The 15,295-nt window shown below is 68.7% G+C and carries 15 protein-coding genes; 4 read left to right on the top strand and 11 right to left on the bottom strand.

Translation table 11 applies throughout. From position 1 onward, the window contains the following. The first annotated feature begins 63 nt into the window (after nucleotides 1–63). On the top strand, nucleotides 64–1,392 hold the full coding sequence (locus ACFULV_RS02075) for a cytochrome P450 (RefSeq protein WP_378652128.1): 1,329 nt from the start codon (nucleotides 64–66) through the stop codon (nucleotides 1,390–1,392). Between the two features lie 69 nt (nucleotides 1,393–1,461). Here the strand turns inward: ACFULV_RS02075 and ACFULV_RS02070 are convergent, their stop codons facing one another. Further along, nucleotides 1,462–2,160, bottom strand: a complete 699-nt coding sequence (locus tag ACFULV_RS02070; RefSeq protein ID WP_378632537.1) for a response regulator — start codon at nucleotides 2,158–2,160, stop codon at nucleotides 1,462–1,464. Continuing rightward, complete coding sequence (locus ACFULV_RS02065; protein WP_378652125.1) at nucleotides 2,157–3,710, bottom strand: ATP-binding protein; 1,554 nt, start codon at nucleotides 3,708–3,710, stop codon at nucleotides 2,157–2,159. Before ACFULV_RS02065 ends, ACFULV_RS02070 begins: the two co-directional genes overlap by 4 nt. 98 nt (nucleotides 3,711–3,808) lie before the next feature. Between ACFULV_RS02065 and ACFULV_RS02060 the strand changes: the two genes are divergently transcribed. Further along, nucleotides 3,809–5,185, top strand: coding sequence for a cation:dicarboxylate symporter family transporter (locus tag ACFULV_RS02060; protein WP_378632542.1), 1,377 nt, complete (start codon nucleotides 3,809–3,811; stop codon nucleotides 5,183–5,185). 61 nt (nucleotides 5,186–5,246) lie between these two features. On the opposite strand, the gene ACFULV_RS02055 is transcribed toward ACFULV_RS02060, so the two are convergent. Continuing rightward, on the bottom strand, nucleotides 5,247–5,465 hold the full coding sequence (locus ACFULV_RS02055) for a DUF4287 domain-containing protein (RefSeq protein ID WP_378652122.1): 219 nt from the start codon (nucleotides 5,463–5,465) through the stop codon (nucleotides 5,247–5,249). A 73-nt stretch (nucleotides 5,466–5,538) separates the two neighbouring features. Next, nucleotides 5,539–5,955 (bottom strand): DUF4267 domain-containing protein, encoded by a 417-nt coding sequence (locus tag ACFULV_RS02050; RefSeq protein WP_378652119.1) that lies wholly within the window; start codon nucleotides 5,953–5,955, stop codon nucleotides 5,539–5,541. Between the two features lie 109 nt (nucleotides 5,956–6,064). Between ACFULV_RS02050 and ACFULV_RS02045 the strand changes: the two genes are divergently transcribed. Together ACFULV_RS02045 and ACFULV_RS02040 are read left to right on the top strand one after the other, a co-directional pair. Next, nucleotides 6,065–6,652, top strand: coding sequence for a TetR/AcrR family transcriptional regulator (locus tag ACFULV_RS02045; RefSeq protein ID WP_378632549.1), 588 nt, complete (start codon nucleotides 6,065–6,067; stop codon nucleotides 6,650–6,652). A 123-nt stretch (nucleotides 6,653–6,775) separates the two neighbouring features. Beyond that, nucleotides 6,776–8,245: a phytoene desaturase family protein gene (locus tag ACFULV_RS02040; RefSeq protein WP_378652117.1), complete on the top strand. Its 1,470-nt coding sequence runs from the start codon at nucleotides 6,776–6,778 to the stop codon at nucleotides 8,243–8,245. Here ACFULV_RS02040 and ACFULV_RS02035 read toward each other — a convergent pair. From ACFULV_RS02035 to ACFULV_RS02005, 7 genes are all read right to left on the bottom strand, one after another. Then, nucleotides 8,236–9,189, bottom strand: coding sequence for a cation diffusion facilitator family transporter (locus ACFULV_RS02035; RefSeq protein ID WP_378652114.1), 954 nt, complete (start codon nucleotides 9,187–9,189; stop codon nucleotides 8,236–8,238). The genes ACFULV_RS02040 and ACFULV_RS02035 overlap by 10 nt on opposite strands. 98 nt (nucleotides 9,190–9,287) lie before the next feature. Continuing rightward, nucleotides 9,288–10,202 (bottom strand): cation diffusion facilitator family transporter, encoded by a 915-nt coding sequence (locus ACFULV_RS02030; RefSeq protein ID WP_378652111.1) that lies wholly within the window; start codon nucleotides 10,200–10,202, stop codon nucleotides 9,288–9,290. 105 nt (nucleotides 10,203–10,307) lie between these two features. Next, nucleotides 10,308–11,525, bottom strand: coding sequence for a mannose-6-phosphate isomerase, class I (manA, locus tag ACFULV_RS02025; protein WP_378652108.1), 1,218 nt, complete (start codon nucleotides 11,523–11,525; stop codon nucleotides 10,308–10,310). Next, nucleotides 11,525–12,745, bottom strand: a complete 1,221-nt coding sequence (locus ACFULV_RS02020) for a tobH protein (RefSeq protein ID WP_378632561.1) — start codon at nucleotides 12,743–12,745, stop codon at nucleotides 11,525–11,527. The genes manA and ACFULV_RS02020 overlap by 1 nt, the downstream gene beginning before the upstream one ends. Before the next feature lie 136 nt (nucleotides 12,746–12,881). Then, complete coding sequence (locus ACFULV_RS02015; RefSeq protein WP_378652105.1) at nucleotides 12,882–14,261, bottom strand: phosphomannomutase/phosphoglucomutase; 1,380 nt, start codon at nucleotides 14,259–14,261, stop codon at nucleotides 12,882–12,884. A 52-nt stretch (nucleotides 14,262–14,313) separates the two neighbouring features. After that, nucleotides 14,314–14,691, bottom strand: a complete 378-nt coding sequence (locus ACFULV_RS02010; RefSeq protein WP_378652435.1) for a DUF3499 domain-containing protein — start codon at nucleotides 14,689–14,691, stop codon at nucleotides 14,314–14,316. Nucleotides 14,692–14,772: 81 nt separating this feature from the next. After that, nucleotides 14,773–15,255 carry a metallopeptidase family protein gene (locus ACFULV_RS02005; protein WP_194826429.1) on the bottom strand — a complete coding sequence of 161 codons (483 nt, stop codon included), beginning with the start codon at nucleotides 15,253–15,255 and terminating at the stop codon, nucleotides 14,773–14,775. Between the last annotated feature and the right edge of the window lie 40 nt (nucleotides 15,256–15,295).

Below are 15,295 nucleotides of genomic sequence, written 5' to 3'. Positions count from 1 at the left end.
GTCGCGTATCACACCCCGTCCGTACTGTGGAAGCAAGACTTCGGCAGAGCGGCAGAGGTGGCGATGATAGCGAAATACTGGGTTCGATGGTCGGCCGAACACGGGGCGCCGCGTGCCATCCTGCGCTGGCAGGTGCGTCGCGGCGATCCGTTCTCGACGTTGCTCAGCGGTCAGCGGGGCCTGCACGATCCGTATCCGCTGATCGATGAACTGCGCGGTCGCGGCGGATTGATCAAGACGTCGGTGTCCTACGCCACGTTCGATCACGCGCAGGTTCGAGCGATTCTGCGCGATCCCAAATTCGGGGTGCGTCCCGCCCTCAACGCGGAACTGCCCGCCGCGTGGCGCAAGCTCGCCGAGGTGGTCACGGTACCGCCCAACCCGGTCGAGCCGCCGTCGATGCTGGTCCTCGACCCGCCGGAGCACACCCGGATGCGCAAGCCGGTGGCGTCGGCGTTCACCCCGCGCGCGATCGCGCGGCTGCGCGAGCGCGTGGAGGTGGTCACCGCCGAACTGCTCGCGGCGATGCCCGCGGACGGCTCGGTCGACCTGATCACCGATTTCGCGGCCAGGGTGCCGATCGCGATCATCGCCGACATGCTCGGCTTCCCGCCCGCGGACCGCGAGATGTTTCTGCGCTGGGGCGACAAAGTCACCCCGCTGCTCGATCTCGGCACATCATGGCGGACCTATCGGGCCGCGATGGCCGCGATCGAGACCATGGACGACTACCTGGCCGACCACATCGCCACGTTGCGTCGCGCGCCGGGTGAGGACATCCTGTCCACCCTGGTCCGCTCGGGTGATCTGAGTCTGCGGGAACTGCAGGCGGGCGCGAGTCTGCTGATGGGCGCCGGTTTCGAGACGACGGTCAACCTGATCGGCAACGCGGTCGCCGCGCTGTCGGACCATCCCGATCAGCTCGCCCTCGCCCAGGACGATCCCGAACGCTGGCCCGACGTGGTGGAGGAAACGCTGCGGTTCGATCCACCCGTCCAGACCACCGCACGCCAGACGCTCGAGGATGTCGATATCGATGGTGTGCGAGTGCGGGCGAACAGTACGGTGATCCTGTCGCTGGCCGGGGCCAACCGCGACCCGGCGGTCTTCCCCGACCCGCACCGCTTCGACATCGACCGCCGTAATGCCAAGGAGCACTTGGCGTTCAGCAGCGGCGTGCACTCCTGCCTCGGTGCGAGCCTGGCCAGGATGGAGGCGGTCCACGCCCTGCGCGCGCTCTACACCCGCTACCCGAATCTGCGTTTGCGCGGCGAGCCGGTCCGTCGAAACCTGTTCACGCTGCACGGTTTCGAGCACATGCCGGTCGACCTGGGTCCGGTCGCGCGCGTCTCGGCCCCCGATGACCTGGCGGGTGCGTCCCGTCCGGCGTGAGTCCGGTGCTCGCCGGTCGCCGGCCGGACTTTCGCGCCTGCCCGCGCCGGACGAGCCCTCCGTGCGCGGCTACGTGCTCGCACGCCAGCGGTAGCGGGTCTTCGGCCGGCCGGCCCGGCCGTAATCGGCGCGACGCTCGGCCAATCCGTCGTCGGCGAGCTTCTCGAGATACCGCCATGCCGTGATCCGCGAAACACCCACGGCCGCCGCGGCATCGGTGGCCGTGATCCCTGCTTCGGCCGCGCGCACCGCGCGCGACACCTCTTCGAGGGTGTGCTGGACAACGCCTTTCGGCGCACCGGCCTTCTGGTCGGCGGTACGCAGCGCACCGAGCGCGCGGTCGATGTCGTACTGCGACAGTGCCGCCTCACCCGCGGGTAGCGCGGTGTCGAAACCGCGGTAGCGTTCCAGCTTTTCCCGGAACGCGGCGAAGGTGAACGGCTTGAGCAGGTACAGCACCACACCGTGCGCCACCGCGCTGCGCACCATGTTCAGCTCGCGCGCCGAGGTGATCGCGATGACATCGGGGCGCGGCTGGAGCCCGTTGAGCGCGGCGGCCACATCGAGGCCGCTGATGTCGGGCAGGCCGATGTCCATCAGCACCAGATGGAACGGATTGCCGTCGGCGATCGCCTCGGCCGCCACCCGCAGCGCGTCGCGTCCGGTGTGGACGACCCCACCGGTGACGAAACCGTCGAGCCGTTCGAGATAGGCCCGATGTGCCTGGGCGATCAACGGCTCGTCCTCGACGATCAGGACGCGGATCATGGTGTCTCCCTCAGCGGAATGCGAACGATGACCGCGCTGTGTGGTGCGGCCGTGGTGGTGATGGTGCCGCGATGTCGATCGACGAGGCGGTGCACCAGAGCGAGGCCGAGGCCCGCGTGGTCGGATTTCGTGGTGTAGCCGCGTTCGGCGGCCCGCGAGAACATCTGGGCCGACATGCCGGGCCCGCTGTCGGACACCTGGACCCACAGCGCGCCGTCACGATGACACACCGACACCTCGACGCGCTTGTCGACGGTGCCCGCCGCCGCGTCGATCGCGTTGTCGATCAGGTTGCCCGCGAGGGTGACGGTCTCGTGCGCGGACAGTGGATCGGTGGAGTCCAGCGCGGTGTCCTCGCTGATCGCCAGGCTCACGCCACGCTCGGCGGCCTGGTCGACCTTGCCGAGCAGCAGCGCGGCCAGCGCGGCGTCGCCGACGGCGGCCAGCAGCCGGTCGATCAGCACCTGCGAGAGCTGTAGCTCCGCGGTCGCGAAGGCCACCGCTTCGTCGGGGCGGCCCAGCTCGACCATGGTCACCACGGTGTGCAGCCGGTTGGCCGCCTCGTGTGCCTGGGCGCGCAGCGACTCGGCGAAGCCGCGCACCGAGTCGAGCTCGCCGAGCACCGCGCGCAGTTCGGTCTGATCGCGGATGGTGAGCACGGTGCCGATTTCGCGGCCCTCCCAGCTCACCAGGTCCTGGTTGACCAGCAGGATGCGGTCGGTGGTCACGTGCGTCTCGTCGCGCACCACACCCCCGCTCATCTGTTGCAGCGAGACCGGCAGGTCGCTGCGCAGGACGGGACCGTCGGGCAGGTCGAGCAGCGTGCGCGCCTGATCGTTGACCACCTCCGCGGCCTCGGATTGGTCACCGAACACCACCAGGCCCTCGTGGACGGAGTGCAGCACCGCGTCGTGGTGCTCGTAGAGCGCGCGTAGTTCGTCGGGGGCCAGGCCGTGGGTCTGGCGGCGCAGCCTGCGGCTGATCAGGAACGACGACAGCGCGGCCAGCGCGAGACCCATCGCGGCGACGCCGAGGATCAGCGGCAGCTGGGAGGCGACCTGGGTGCTGATCTTGGCTCGGGTGACACCCGCCGAGACCAGCGCGACCACCCGGCCGTTGTCGTAGACCGGGGTGACCGCGCGGATCGAGGGGCCGAGGGTGCCGGTGAAGGTCTCGGTGAGGGTCTGGCCCGCCAGGGCTCCGTCGATGCTGCCGACGAACGGCTTGCCGATCAGGTCGGGGTTGGTGTGGGTGTAGCGGGTGCGGTCGGGGGCCATCACGACGATGAAGTCCATGCCGGTGGCCGCCCTGATCCGCTCGGTGGTCGGTTGCAGCAATCCGCTCGGGTAGGGCGAGTTCACCGCGGCCAAGGTCGACGGTGACCGCGCCACCGTGACCGAGACATCTCTGACCTGCATCTCCGCGGCCAGGTCATGGTCGCGCCTGGCATCGAGCACCGCCAGGATCGTGCCGATGGCGATCAGCAGCGCCAGCACCACCAGCTGCCATACGAAGGCCTGTCCCGCGAGCGACAGTCGTCCTCGTCGCACCTCTTGCCTCCGACCTGGATTTCTCGAACGTTATGCGCAGATATGAAACTTATGGACCAAAGTGACGGCCGTCACAATAGTTGCTCATGCTCGTCGGCATGAGTGATACCACCGCAGCGCGGAAACGCGACCATACCCACTGGCTGTACATCGCGGTGATCATCGCCGTCGTGGCCGGCGTCGTTGTCGGCCGGGTGGCCCCGGAATTCGGTCAGTCACTCGCGCCGCTCGGCACCGTGTTCGTGAACCTGATCAAGATGATGATCGCACCTGTCATCTTCTGCACGATCGTCCTGGGCATCGGTTCGGTGCGCGCGGCCGCGACCGTCGGCAAGGTGGGTGGCCTGGCCATCGGCTATTTCCTCGCGATGTCGACGGTCGCGCTCGGCATCGGGCTCGTCGTCGGCAACCTCATCGATCCGGGCGAGGGCCTGAACGTCGGCGCCACCGGAGCGGGCGCGAAGTACGCCGATCAGGCGCACAGCGCGGGCGGTACCTGGGACTTCATCCAGAACATCGTGCCGACCACGCTCGTGTCCTCGCTCACCGCGGGCAGCGTGCTGCAGGCGCTGTTCGTCGCGCTGCTGGTCGGGTTCGCCGTGCAGGCGATGGGCGAGGCGGGCGCACCGATCCTGCGCGCGGTCTCGCTGGGCCAGAAGCTGGTGTTCCGGATCCTGTCGATGATCCTGTGGCTGGCGCCGATCGGCGCGTTCGGCGCGATCGCGAACGTGGTCGGCCGCACCGGCTGGTCGGCGGTGGTGCAGCTGGCGACGCTGATGATCGCGTTCTATCTGACGTGCCTGGTGTTCGTGTTCGGTGTGCTCGGGGTGATCCTGCGGATGGTCTCGGGCGTCTCGATCCTGAAGCTGTGCCGCTACCTGTCGCGTGAGTACCTGCTGATCGTGGCGACCTCGTCGTCGGAGTCGGCGCTGCCGCGCCTGATTGCGAAGATGGAACACGCGGGGGTCGAGCGCACCACCGTGGGTGTTGTGGTCCCGACCGGGTATTCGTTCAACCTCGACGGCACCGCCATCTACCTGACCATGGCCTCGATCTTCATCGCCGACGCCATGGGCAAGCCGCTCGAGCTCAGTGAGCAGTTCGGCCTGCTGCTGTTCATGATCATCGCGTCCAAGGGCGCCGCGGGCGTCACCGGCGCCGGCCTGGCCACCCTCGCCGGTGGCCTGCAGAGCCATCGCCCCGACCTGCTCGACGGTGTCGGCCTGATCGTCGGCATCGACCGCTTCATGTCGGAAGCCCGTGCGCTGACCAACTTCTCGGGCAACGCGGTGGCCACCCTGCTCATCGGTACCTGGACCAAGACCGTCGACGCCGACCGGACCCGGCGCGTGCTCGATCGTGAGCTGCCCTTCGACGAGGAGACGATGGTCGACGACCACATCGACAACCACGTCGACGAACATCGCGTCGACATCACGAAACCTGTTCCGGCCCAGGTGGTCGACGCGCAGTGAGACAGCCGAAAGGCCCCGCGACGAGATCGCGGGGCCTTTCGACGGTGAGATCCTGGACCGGCTAGATTCTGGACCACTTGCCGGGGTTGAGGTGGAACTGCACCAGGGCGGTGGCATGACCGTGGCCGAGGCCGTGCTCGGACTTCAGCCAGGTGACCAGGGCAGTGTGCCCGGTCGGCTCGGCCGCGGCGAGCAGGGCGAACCACTCGTCGACGGTGCGCCCGTACTTGGTCTCGATGGTGGGAAAGTAGGACGCGGGGCCGTGCGGCGCGTTCGCCATGGTGGTTCCTCCTCGACAGGTGATCGTTATCGGTGGAGACGGTGCGGCGGTGCGAAATTCATCGCTGCTGGGGTCATGCCGCGACGAGTGCGTGATCGGTGGTGGTCGAGCGGCGTTCGCGGATCAGCAGCACGCCGGCGAGCGCGACGAGTACGGCGGTGAAGCCGTGGACGCCGAACGCGGTGGCGGTGGAGCCGTGCCAGCTCAGGACGGTGGCCATGTCCCCGAACGGGGTGAGCGAGGTGGCCAGCATCGCGACGCCGAGCGCGAAGCGCTGCTTGGTGGCCAGCAGGCCGAGGATCACCAGGCCGCTCACCACGTCGCGGACGCCCTTGAGGTTCAGGAAGGCCATCGCGTCCCCCTCGGGTACGGCGGGGAGGCCGAAGCCCGCGGCCGTCATCTCCGGGGCGATGAGGTAGTTGATGCCGACGTAGATGATGAACAGGCCGCCGAGCAGGGAGAGGGCGGTGGCGATGCGCGAGGTGGTCATGAGGTGCTCCTGAATCTTTTTGCTTGCTCTGAAATCTAGCGGCGCTAGGTGTTGAGAGAACAATAACCCGATCCTCGCTATCTTGTCTAGCGTTGCTAGAATATCGAGCATGAGCACCCAGCAGCGCAAGGAACGCGAACGCGCCGAACGGCATCAGCGGATCATCGACACCGCGCGCGAGATGGCCGAAGCGGAAGGCTGGGACGCGGTCACCATCCGCAAACTGGCCGACCGCATCGAATACAGCCAGCCCGTGCTCTACAGCCATTTCGCGAACAAGGCGGCCATCGTCGGCGCCGTCGCCCTGCAGGGCTGCGTCGAACTCGCCGAGCAACTGAAGCAGGCCCGCGAGGCGGCGACCACCCATTCCGAGGTGATCGCCAACGTCGCGCGCGCCTACCTCGACTTCGCCACCGCCAACCCGGCCCGCTACGACGCCATCTTCCAGCAGAAGACCGACCTGAACTTCGGCCTCGACGCCCCGCAGCCCCTGCGTGACGCCTTCGCCGGCCTGGAAGCGATGTTCTCCCCCTATGCCGAGGGCGACGATCTCGGCGCCCGCACCGAAGTGGCCTGGGCATCGCTGCACGGCCTGGCCACCCTCGACCGGGGTGGACGGCTGCGCCCCGAACTGCGTGAACGACGCCTCACCCTGCTGGTCGACGGGACCAGCGAGGCGACAGCCGATCCGGCCTGAGCGAGGCGACGGCGCGTCGAACCTGCCGGGTGACCCAGCGCACCTGGACGGGCTCGTCGCTCCGCGTAGGTTGGAGGCAACGACGCAGGTCGGCAGAGCGGGGCGAGGGCGAAGGGACGGCGGATGGCGGAAGTCGTAGTAGTGGGGTCGGGGCCGAACGGTCTTGCCGCGGCGGTGATCGCCGCTCGCGCCGGGTTGTCGGTGCGGGTCCTCGAAGCGCAGGAACAAGCGGGCGGCGGTTCGCGCACGGCCGAGCTGACCCTGCCCGGATTCCATCACGACATCTGTGCGGGTGCGCATCCGATGGCGTTGGCGTCACCGTTCTTTCGGGCTTTCGACCTCGAGGCGCACGGCGTCGACCTGCTCACCCCGACCGTTTCCTACGCGCACCCCCTCGACGGCGGGATCGCCGGATTGGCGTGGCGCAACATCGAATCCACCGTCGCCGACCTCGGCCGCGACGGTCGCCCATGGCGCGACCTGTTCGCGCCGCTGGTCGAGCACTGGCCCGATGTCGTCGACCTGGCCATGTCGGATCTGCGGCACCCGCCACTGCGCGTCGGCACCGGCATCAAGTTCGCGACCCGTCTGCTCGAACAGGCGTCCCCGCTGTCGGACAGCCGTTTCAGCGATGACGTCGCGCCCGCGATGTTCAGCGGGGTGGCCGCCCACGCCATCACCTCACCGCGCGCCTTCCCCGCCGTGGGCGCGGCCCTGCTGCTCGGCACCCTCGCGCACGCGGGTGGCTGGGTGATCCCGCGCGGTGGCAGTCAAGCCATCCCGAACGCGATGATCGCCGAGATCGAACGTCTCGGCGGCGAGGTGCGCACCGGGCACCGGGTCGACGATTTCGCCGAACTCGCCACCGCGCGCACGGTGCTGTTCGATACCTCGCCCGCCGAACTCCTTCGCATCGCCGGTGACCGTCTGCCCTCGCGATACCGCAACAGCCTCGGGCGTTTCCAGTACGGCAATGCCGCGTGCAAGGTCGACTTCGCCCTGTCGGGACCGGTGCCGTGGGCCGCCCCCGGCGCCGACCTGGCGGGCACCCTGCACCTGGTCGGCACCAGGGCGCAGGCGATGCACGCCGAACATCAGGTCGCCACCGGTACTTTCGCCGATCAGCCCTTCGTGCTGGCCATTCAGCCCGGCGTGGTCGACTCCACCCGGGCTCCGGAGGGGCAGCACACTCTGTACACCTACGCCCATGTCCCCAACGGCACCGATCGCGATATCAGCGATCAGGTGATCGATCAGGTCGAACGTTTCGCGCCCGGTTTCCGCGACCTGATCCTGGCGAAACACGTGACACCGGCGGCCTTCATGCCCGCGCACAACGCCAACTACATCGGCGGCGACATCTCGGCGGGCGCGATGACCACGCGTCAGACCCTGTTCCGGCCGCTCGCTCGCTGGAATCCTTACTCCACCCCGATTCCGGGCACTTACCTGTGCTCGTCGTCGACTCCACCGGGTCCCGGTGTCCATGGGATGCCGGGCCTGCACGCGGCGCATCACATGCTGCGCAACCGATTCGGCATCGTCACCGACCCGCTCGACCTGTTGCGCGGCGAGGCGCCCGCCTACCGGTAGGGCTTCATCGGTGCGTCGTGGACCTTGCCGGGCTCGAACACATCGGGCTCGAGGTAGATCGTGCACGTGTTCGGCACGGCGTCGTGGATACGGTCGTCGGCGGCGTCGATCACCTCGGCGACCTGGGTGATGTCGAGGCCCGCGTGTAGCGCGATCTTGGCGTTGATCAGCAGATCCTGGGGCCCGAGGTACTGGGTCTGCATCCTGATCACGCGCTCGATCCGCGGATCGGCCAGCAGCGCCGACCGAATCGCGGTGTCGTCCTTGGCCGTCGCGCCCTCACCGATCAGCAGGCTCTTGGTCTCCACGATCAGGATCACCGCGTTCACGCCGAGCAGGATGCCGATGAACAGCGTGCCGACGCCGTCCCATACCGCGTTTCCGGTGAGTACCGACAGACTCACCCCGGTCAGGGCGAACAGCAGGCCGATGATCGCGCCCGCGTCCTCGAGCAGCACCACGGGCAGTTCGGGATTGCGGGTGTGGCGGATGAAATACCACCACGAATTCTTGCCCTTCAGCGGCGCCGACTGCTTGCGCGCGGTACGGAAACTGGCGCTCTCCAGCACCAGCGACACCCCGAGGATCCCGATCGCCACCCAGGCCGAAACGATCTCCTCCGGGAACCGGATCTTGTGGATCGCCTCGTTGATCGCGAACAGCGACCCCATCACGAACAGGACGAGCGCGACGACGAACGAATAGAAATACCGATTGCGCGAATACCCGAAGGGGTGCAGCGTGTCCGCGGGCTGGTCGGCCCGATTGCGGCCGACCAGCAGCAGCGCCTCGTTCCCGGTATCGGCCACCGAGTGCACGGCCTCGGCCAGCATCGCCGACGAGCCGGTGATGAACGCGCCGATGAACTTCGCGATCATGATCCCCGCGTTCGCCCCGAGTGCGGCGAGGATCGCGATCTTGCTGTCTTCACCTTGCTCGGCCATATCGGAACGCTACCGCCAACACCGAGCCACGCACCGACCTCGGCACCGTGTCGTCGGCCCCGACGTTCTCGGCGCGCCGAGAACCGCGGCGCCAGCCGTTATTCAACCCTGTACAGGTCGGGTTCCAGGTAGATGAGGCGGGCCGTGGGGACTGCTGCGCGCACGCGCGTTTCGGCGGCGTCGATCGCCTCGGCGACATCGGCGATGTCCAGGTTCGGGGCGAGGGCGACCTTCGCGGCGACCAGCATTTCGTCCGGGCCGAGGTACTCGGTCTTGAGGTGGATCAGCGAGGTGATCCTGGTGCCGTCGACCAGGTTCTCGCGGATCGCCCGACCCTGTTCTGGGGTGGCGCCCTCACCGATGAGCAGGCTCTTCATCTCCACGATCAGCACGATCGCGATGACGCCGAGCAGGACACCGATCGACAGGGTGCCGATACCGTCGTAGATCGGGTCGTCGGTGACCATGGTGAGCCCGACGCCACCGAGGGCGAGCACCAGACCGATCAGCGCGCCGGTGTCCTCGAGCAACACCACCGGCAGCTCGGGGCTGCGCGAGTTGCGGATGAACCGCCACCAGCTCGCGTTGCCCTTGAGCGGCCTGGATTCGCGGACCGCGGTGAGGAAGCTGAAGGTCTCGAGGCCGATCGCGATCACCAGGATGACGACCGCGACGATCGGCTGACTCAGCTCCTCGGGGTGCTGGATCTTGTGGATGCCTTCGTAGATCGCGTACACCGAGCCGAGGGTGAACAGCACCAGCGCCACGACGAACGAGTAGAAGTAGCGATTGCGGCCGTAGCCGAACTGGTGCAGTTCGTCGGCGTCCTTGGTGGCGGCGCGCTGGCCGAACAGCAGCAGGCCCTGATTCGCGGTGTCGGCGACCGAGTGCACGCCCTCCGCCATCATCGAGGCCGAACCCGTGATGAACGCGCCGACGAACTTCGCCACCGCGATCCCCGCGTTGGCCGTCAACGCCGCGACGATCGCCTTCTTGCCACCACCAGCCGACATGCCGGCCCGCCCTTCTGTTCACTGAACACGACTCGCCACAGCCTAATCGGACACAGCCGCGAACCGGTCATCAGTCCCTTGCGGCATGGGCGCGGCGAAGGAGGTTCAGTTGTCGCCGACGCAGGCGCTGAACAGCTGGGCGGGGCCGCGCAGCGCGCGCGCCTTGATGTCGGTGTCGGCAGCGGAGATCCAGGCCGCGCTGCCGCGTTCGACGATGAGCGTGTGCCCGTTCTCGGAGAGTTCGAGCGTGCCCGCGGTGCACAGCACGATGCCGGGGCCCGCGTCGGCGAGCACGACCGGCTCGTCGTCGGCGCCGAGGTCGAAACGGCACAGGGCGAATTCCGGTGCGGGCGTGCGGTATCGGATACCGCCGTCGCTACCGGGTTCGGGTTCGATCACCGGCAGGTCGATCGGCTCGAAGTCCAGCACCCGCAGCAGTTCTGGCACGTCGACGTGCTTGGGGGTGAGCCCACCACGCAACACGTTGTCGGAATTGGCCATGATCTCCACGCCCACCCCGCGCAGGTACGCGTGCAGATTGCCGGCCGCGAGGAACAGCGCCTGGCCAGGTTCCAGGGTCAGCCGGTTGAGCAGCAGCGCGGCGAGGACGCCCGCGTCGCCGGGGTAGACCTCGGCCAGTTCGAGCGCGGTGCGCACCTCGGCGGTGAACTCGTGCGCGCCCTTGCTCGACAGGTAGGTCACACAGCCCTCGAGCACCGTGGGCAGCAGCTTCGACAGCACGGCGGGCGGCAGCGTGATCCAGGTGGTGAACAGGGTGCGCAGACCGGCCGAATCGGGCTGGGCGGCAAGCAGTTCGGCGTAGATGTTGAGGCCGGGTACATCCAGCGCGCGCAACAGGTCGACGGTGCGGTGCGGATCACGGAACCCGGCCAGCGCCTCGAAACGTTCGAGTGCGACAACGAGTTCGGGCTTGTGGCTGTCGTCGCGGTAGTTGCGCAGCGGCGAATCCAGTGCCACGCCGGTGCGGTTCTCGCGTTCGAAACCGGCACGCGCCTGCGCCGAACTCGGGTGCGCCTGGAGCGAGAGCGGTTCCTCGGCGGCGAGGATCTTCAGCAGGAACGGCAGCCGGGCGCCGAAAGTGTCGGCCGCTGGTCCCAATTCACCCGCCGGGTCGGCCATGAGGACCTCGAGCAGTGAACGTCTGCCCGAGCCGGTCTGCACGTGCGCGGGATCGGCCGGGTGCGCGCCGAACCACAGTTCGGCTTCGGGATGGGCCGATGGCACCGGCCGTCCGCACAGCTGAGCGAGCGCGGTGCGCGACCCCCATGCGTAAGAACGCAGCGCACCAACGAGTTCCTGCACTAGTAGCGTCCCCCGTCGTATCGATCCGGTTCGGGCGCGGCGGCACCGCGCGCACCGGTGAGTCGAAGATAGGCCGCGGCCATGTCGAGCCGCAGCGCGAGCACAGCGAGCTGCTCGAGTTCGCTGCCGTGTCCGCCCCCTGCGGCGGAGTCGGCAGCGGTGCGTTCGATCGCGGGCGCGGCGCCGGGGTCGGCGAGCTGGGATTGCAGCACGTCGACATCGGCATGGACCAGATCGGCGTCGACCAGGCCCGCGCCCGCGCCTTCGAAGACCGCGAGCTTGCGCCGGGCGGCGGCCTGGTCGGGATGCACGCTCAAGGCCAGCACCCGGACCCGGTCGACCGGGGCGGGACCGTCGAGTTCCTCGTCATGGAACAGCGGATCGAAGCCGGGCGCGGTGCCGCCGGTGGCAGCGGCCAGGCGCCCGACCGCCGCGACGGCGTCGGCGAGATCGGCGGCCGAAGCCAACCGGCCCGCGGACTGCAGCAGCACCTCGGCGCCGTGACCAGCCAGTTCCACCGCGGCGGGCGAGTCGCCCGCGAGGACGATCCCCACCCCGTGCATCCGCGCGGCGAGGGTCTTGGCCGGGTTGTGGAAGACCTCGTTGGTGGGGCCGTCGCGCAGCGCTTCGGCGTCGAGCATGTCGGCCAGCGCGGTGAGATCGGGCGTGGCCGGGCCACTGCGCTGGGCGTCGACCCCACGCAGGACGGCGATGCCGACGGCGAGGAAACGCAGCAGCCGATTGTGGTCGAGAACGGGCACCCTCGGTTCGAGCACGATCGCGCGACCGGCGGCGACCGCGCGCAACGGACCCTCGTTGGGCGCGGCGATCACCACCTCGGCGCTGCGGCGCAGGGCACGGTCGACGGCATCGATCAGCCGCGGGTCACCCGCGTCGTCGCCGGCCACCAGGACCACGTCCAGCGGACCGACCCACGGCGGCAGCGCGGTGACGGGCACGATCGGGAGCCCGGCCCGATCGCCGAGCGTGGCGACGAGCAGTCCGGCCGCGCGCGCGGCGCGACCCGATCCCGCCACCAGCACCAGGCTGCGCGGGCGCAGGTCGGAGAGCCGTTCGATGAGCGAGGTTTCGGCGACCGCCGCCGCGGTGGCCCGCACCTGGGCGCCGCCCGAGGCCGCCGAGCGCAGGGCGCCGCCGGTATCGGCCGCCGCCAGCGACTCGGCATCGTCGAGGTCGAATACCGGTGTTCCAGCGATCATCGCCGAATCCACCTCCCCTCATCGCGCTGTGTCGTCTGTGACTCCACTATTCCAGCCGGGCACCGGCAATGCTCGTAATCTGCCGTCGCCGAATACCGGGCATGTGATTCCACGGGTACTGGTTTCATCTTCCCAGTCAGGCGCGGACGATGCTCAGGATCTCGGTCACGAGTGCGTTTACATCGTCGCGCGATCCGGCCTCGACATTGAGTCGAAGCAGCGGTTCGGTATTCGATGCGCGCAGGTTGAACCAGGCGTGGTTGCCCAGGTCGACCGTGACGCCGTCCATCCGGTCCACCGACTCGGTGCGGTCGGCGAACGCGGCGAGCACGGCGGCGGTGCGGTCGGCGGCGTCGGCGACGGTCGAGTTGATCTCGCCCGAGGCGGTGTACACGTCGTAGGCGGCCATCAGGTCCGAGACCGTACGCTCGCCCTCGCCGAGCGCGGCCAGCACGTGCAGCGCGGCCAGCATGCCCGAGTCGGCACCCCAGAAATCGCGGAAGTAGTAGTGCGCCGAGTGCTCGCCACCGAACACCGCGCCGGTCGAGGCCATCTCCTGCTTGATGAACGAGTGCCCCACCCGCGTGCGCACCGGCTTGCCGCCCAGCTCCTCGACCAGCTCGGGCACCGCGCGCGAGGTGATCAGGTTGTGGATCACGGTCGCGCCCGGCTCCTTGGCCAGCTCACGCTGCGCCACGATCGCCGTGATCGCCGACGGCGACACGGGCTCGCCGCGCTCGTCGACGACGAAGCAACGGTCGGCGTCGCCGTCGAAGGCCAGGCCGATGTCGGCGCCGCTGGAGCGCACCAGCGCCTGCAGGTCGACGAGGTTCTTCGGGTCGAGGGGGTTGGCTTCGTGGTTGGGGAACGAGCCGTCGAGTTCGAAGTACAGCGGCACGATCGTGATCGGGCCCAGGGTGCCGAGGACGGCGGGCACGGTGTGGCCGCCCATGCCGTTGCCGGCGTCGACCGCGATGGTGAGCGGGCGGATCTGGTCGAGGTTCACCAGTTCGCGCAGGTAGTCCGCGTAGTCGGCGAGCAGATCGGTGCTGGTGGCGGTGCCGGACGCGCCGTCGTAGGCGGGCACGCCCGCGATCACCTCGGCCGCGATGGTCGCCAGCCCGGTGTCCTGCCCGACGGGCAGCGCGTTCGCCCGGCACAGCTTGATGCCGTTGTACTTGGCCGGGTTGTGACTGGCGGTGAACATGGCGCCGGGACAACCGAGCTTGCCCGAGGCGAAGTAGAGCTGGTCGGTGGAGGCCAGCCCGATGTGCACCACATCGAGGCCCTGGGCCCGCACGCCCTGCGCGAACGCCTCGGACAGCGCGGGGGAGGACTCGCGCATGTCGTGGCCGATCACGACGCGGGTGGCGCCTTCTTCGCGCATCAGACGCGCGAAGGAAGCACCGACATCGCCGACGAACGCCTCGTCGATCTGTTCGCCCACCACCCCGCGGACGTCATAAGCCTTGATCACGGCATTCACGAGTTCGCCAGAGCGCGCGAGGGTCGTCATGGGGCTAACCCTAGCGGGCTGCGCCGACTCTTCGGGATCCTGGCCGGACTAGCTACGGATCCGGCAGAACCCGTAGGTGGCCGCGGCGGCCCGTGCGCGCGGTGCGGGGGGCCGCGGCGGCGTTGTCGCGGTAGCCCGGCTGGTCGGCTTCGGCGGCAGGGCGGCGACGCAGGCCCGCTTCGCGGACGGCTTCGGCCAGCGCGGTGAGATCGTCGTCGTCGGGGGTGCTCGAGGAGAAGCCGCCTTCGTGGCGGACCAGTTCCCAGCCCTTGGGCGCGGTGATGCGGCAGGCGTGCGTTTCGCAGAGATCCCAGGAATGCGGTTCGGCGACGGTGGCCAGGGGTCCGACGACAGCGGTCGAGTCGGAGTACACATAAGTCAGCGTCGCTACAGCCGGGTTCTTGCAGCCGGGTCGGCAGCAACGACGCATAGGGATCACGACGTCGAGATTAGCCCTCCGCGGCCCGAAAGTGGATACGGACACGCCCTAATGAGCGAAGGCGGAGGACGTCTATTCGGGCTCGGGATCGATCAGATCGGGATCGACGCCGAGGTAGGTCGCGATCTGCTGGACGAGGACCTCGCGCAGCAACTCGACCAGATCGTCGGGATCGGCGGCCCGCAATTCCAGCGGCTTGCGGAACAACACCACTCTGGCGCGAGTGGCCGCACCGTGGCGGTCGACGCCCGCGGGGATCAGCCGCGACAGCGGCACCGGTCCGTCGGCGACCACCTCATCCGGCCAGGTGACCGAATCAGGATGCAGTGGACGGATTTTCGGAACATCGTCGACGGCGATATCGAGCTTGGTGAGGCGATCGTGCCAGCGGGTATCCAGTGGGGCGAATGCCTCGAGCACGAGCCGATCGAATTTCTGGCCCCTGGTGCGCCACGCGGGCACCGTCGGCGGGAGCATGGGGCCACGGACACCGCGGCCGCGGCGGGTCACCGAACGAGCGGTGGGTGCCGGGGAATGACGCCGGGAACGTGCCATGGGTCTTTCACCTCTCTCGCCTGCACCGTGAAAATCAACA

It is taken from the genome of Nocardia sp. NPDC057272 (assembly GCF_042668615.1).
Lineage (GTDB): Bacteria > Actinomycetota > Actinomycetes > Mycobacteriales > Mycobacteriaceae > Nocardia.
This window is presented reverse-complemented; position numbering and strand designations above follow the sequence as displayed.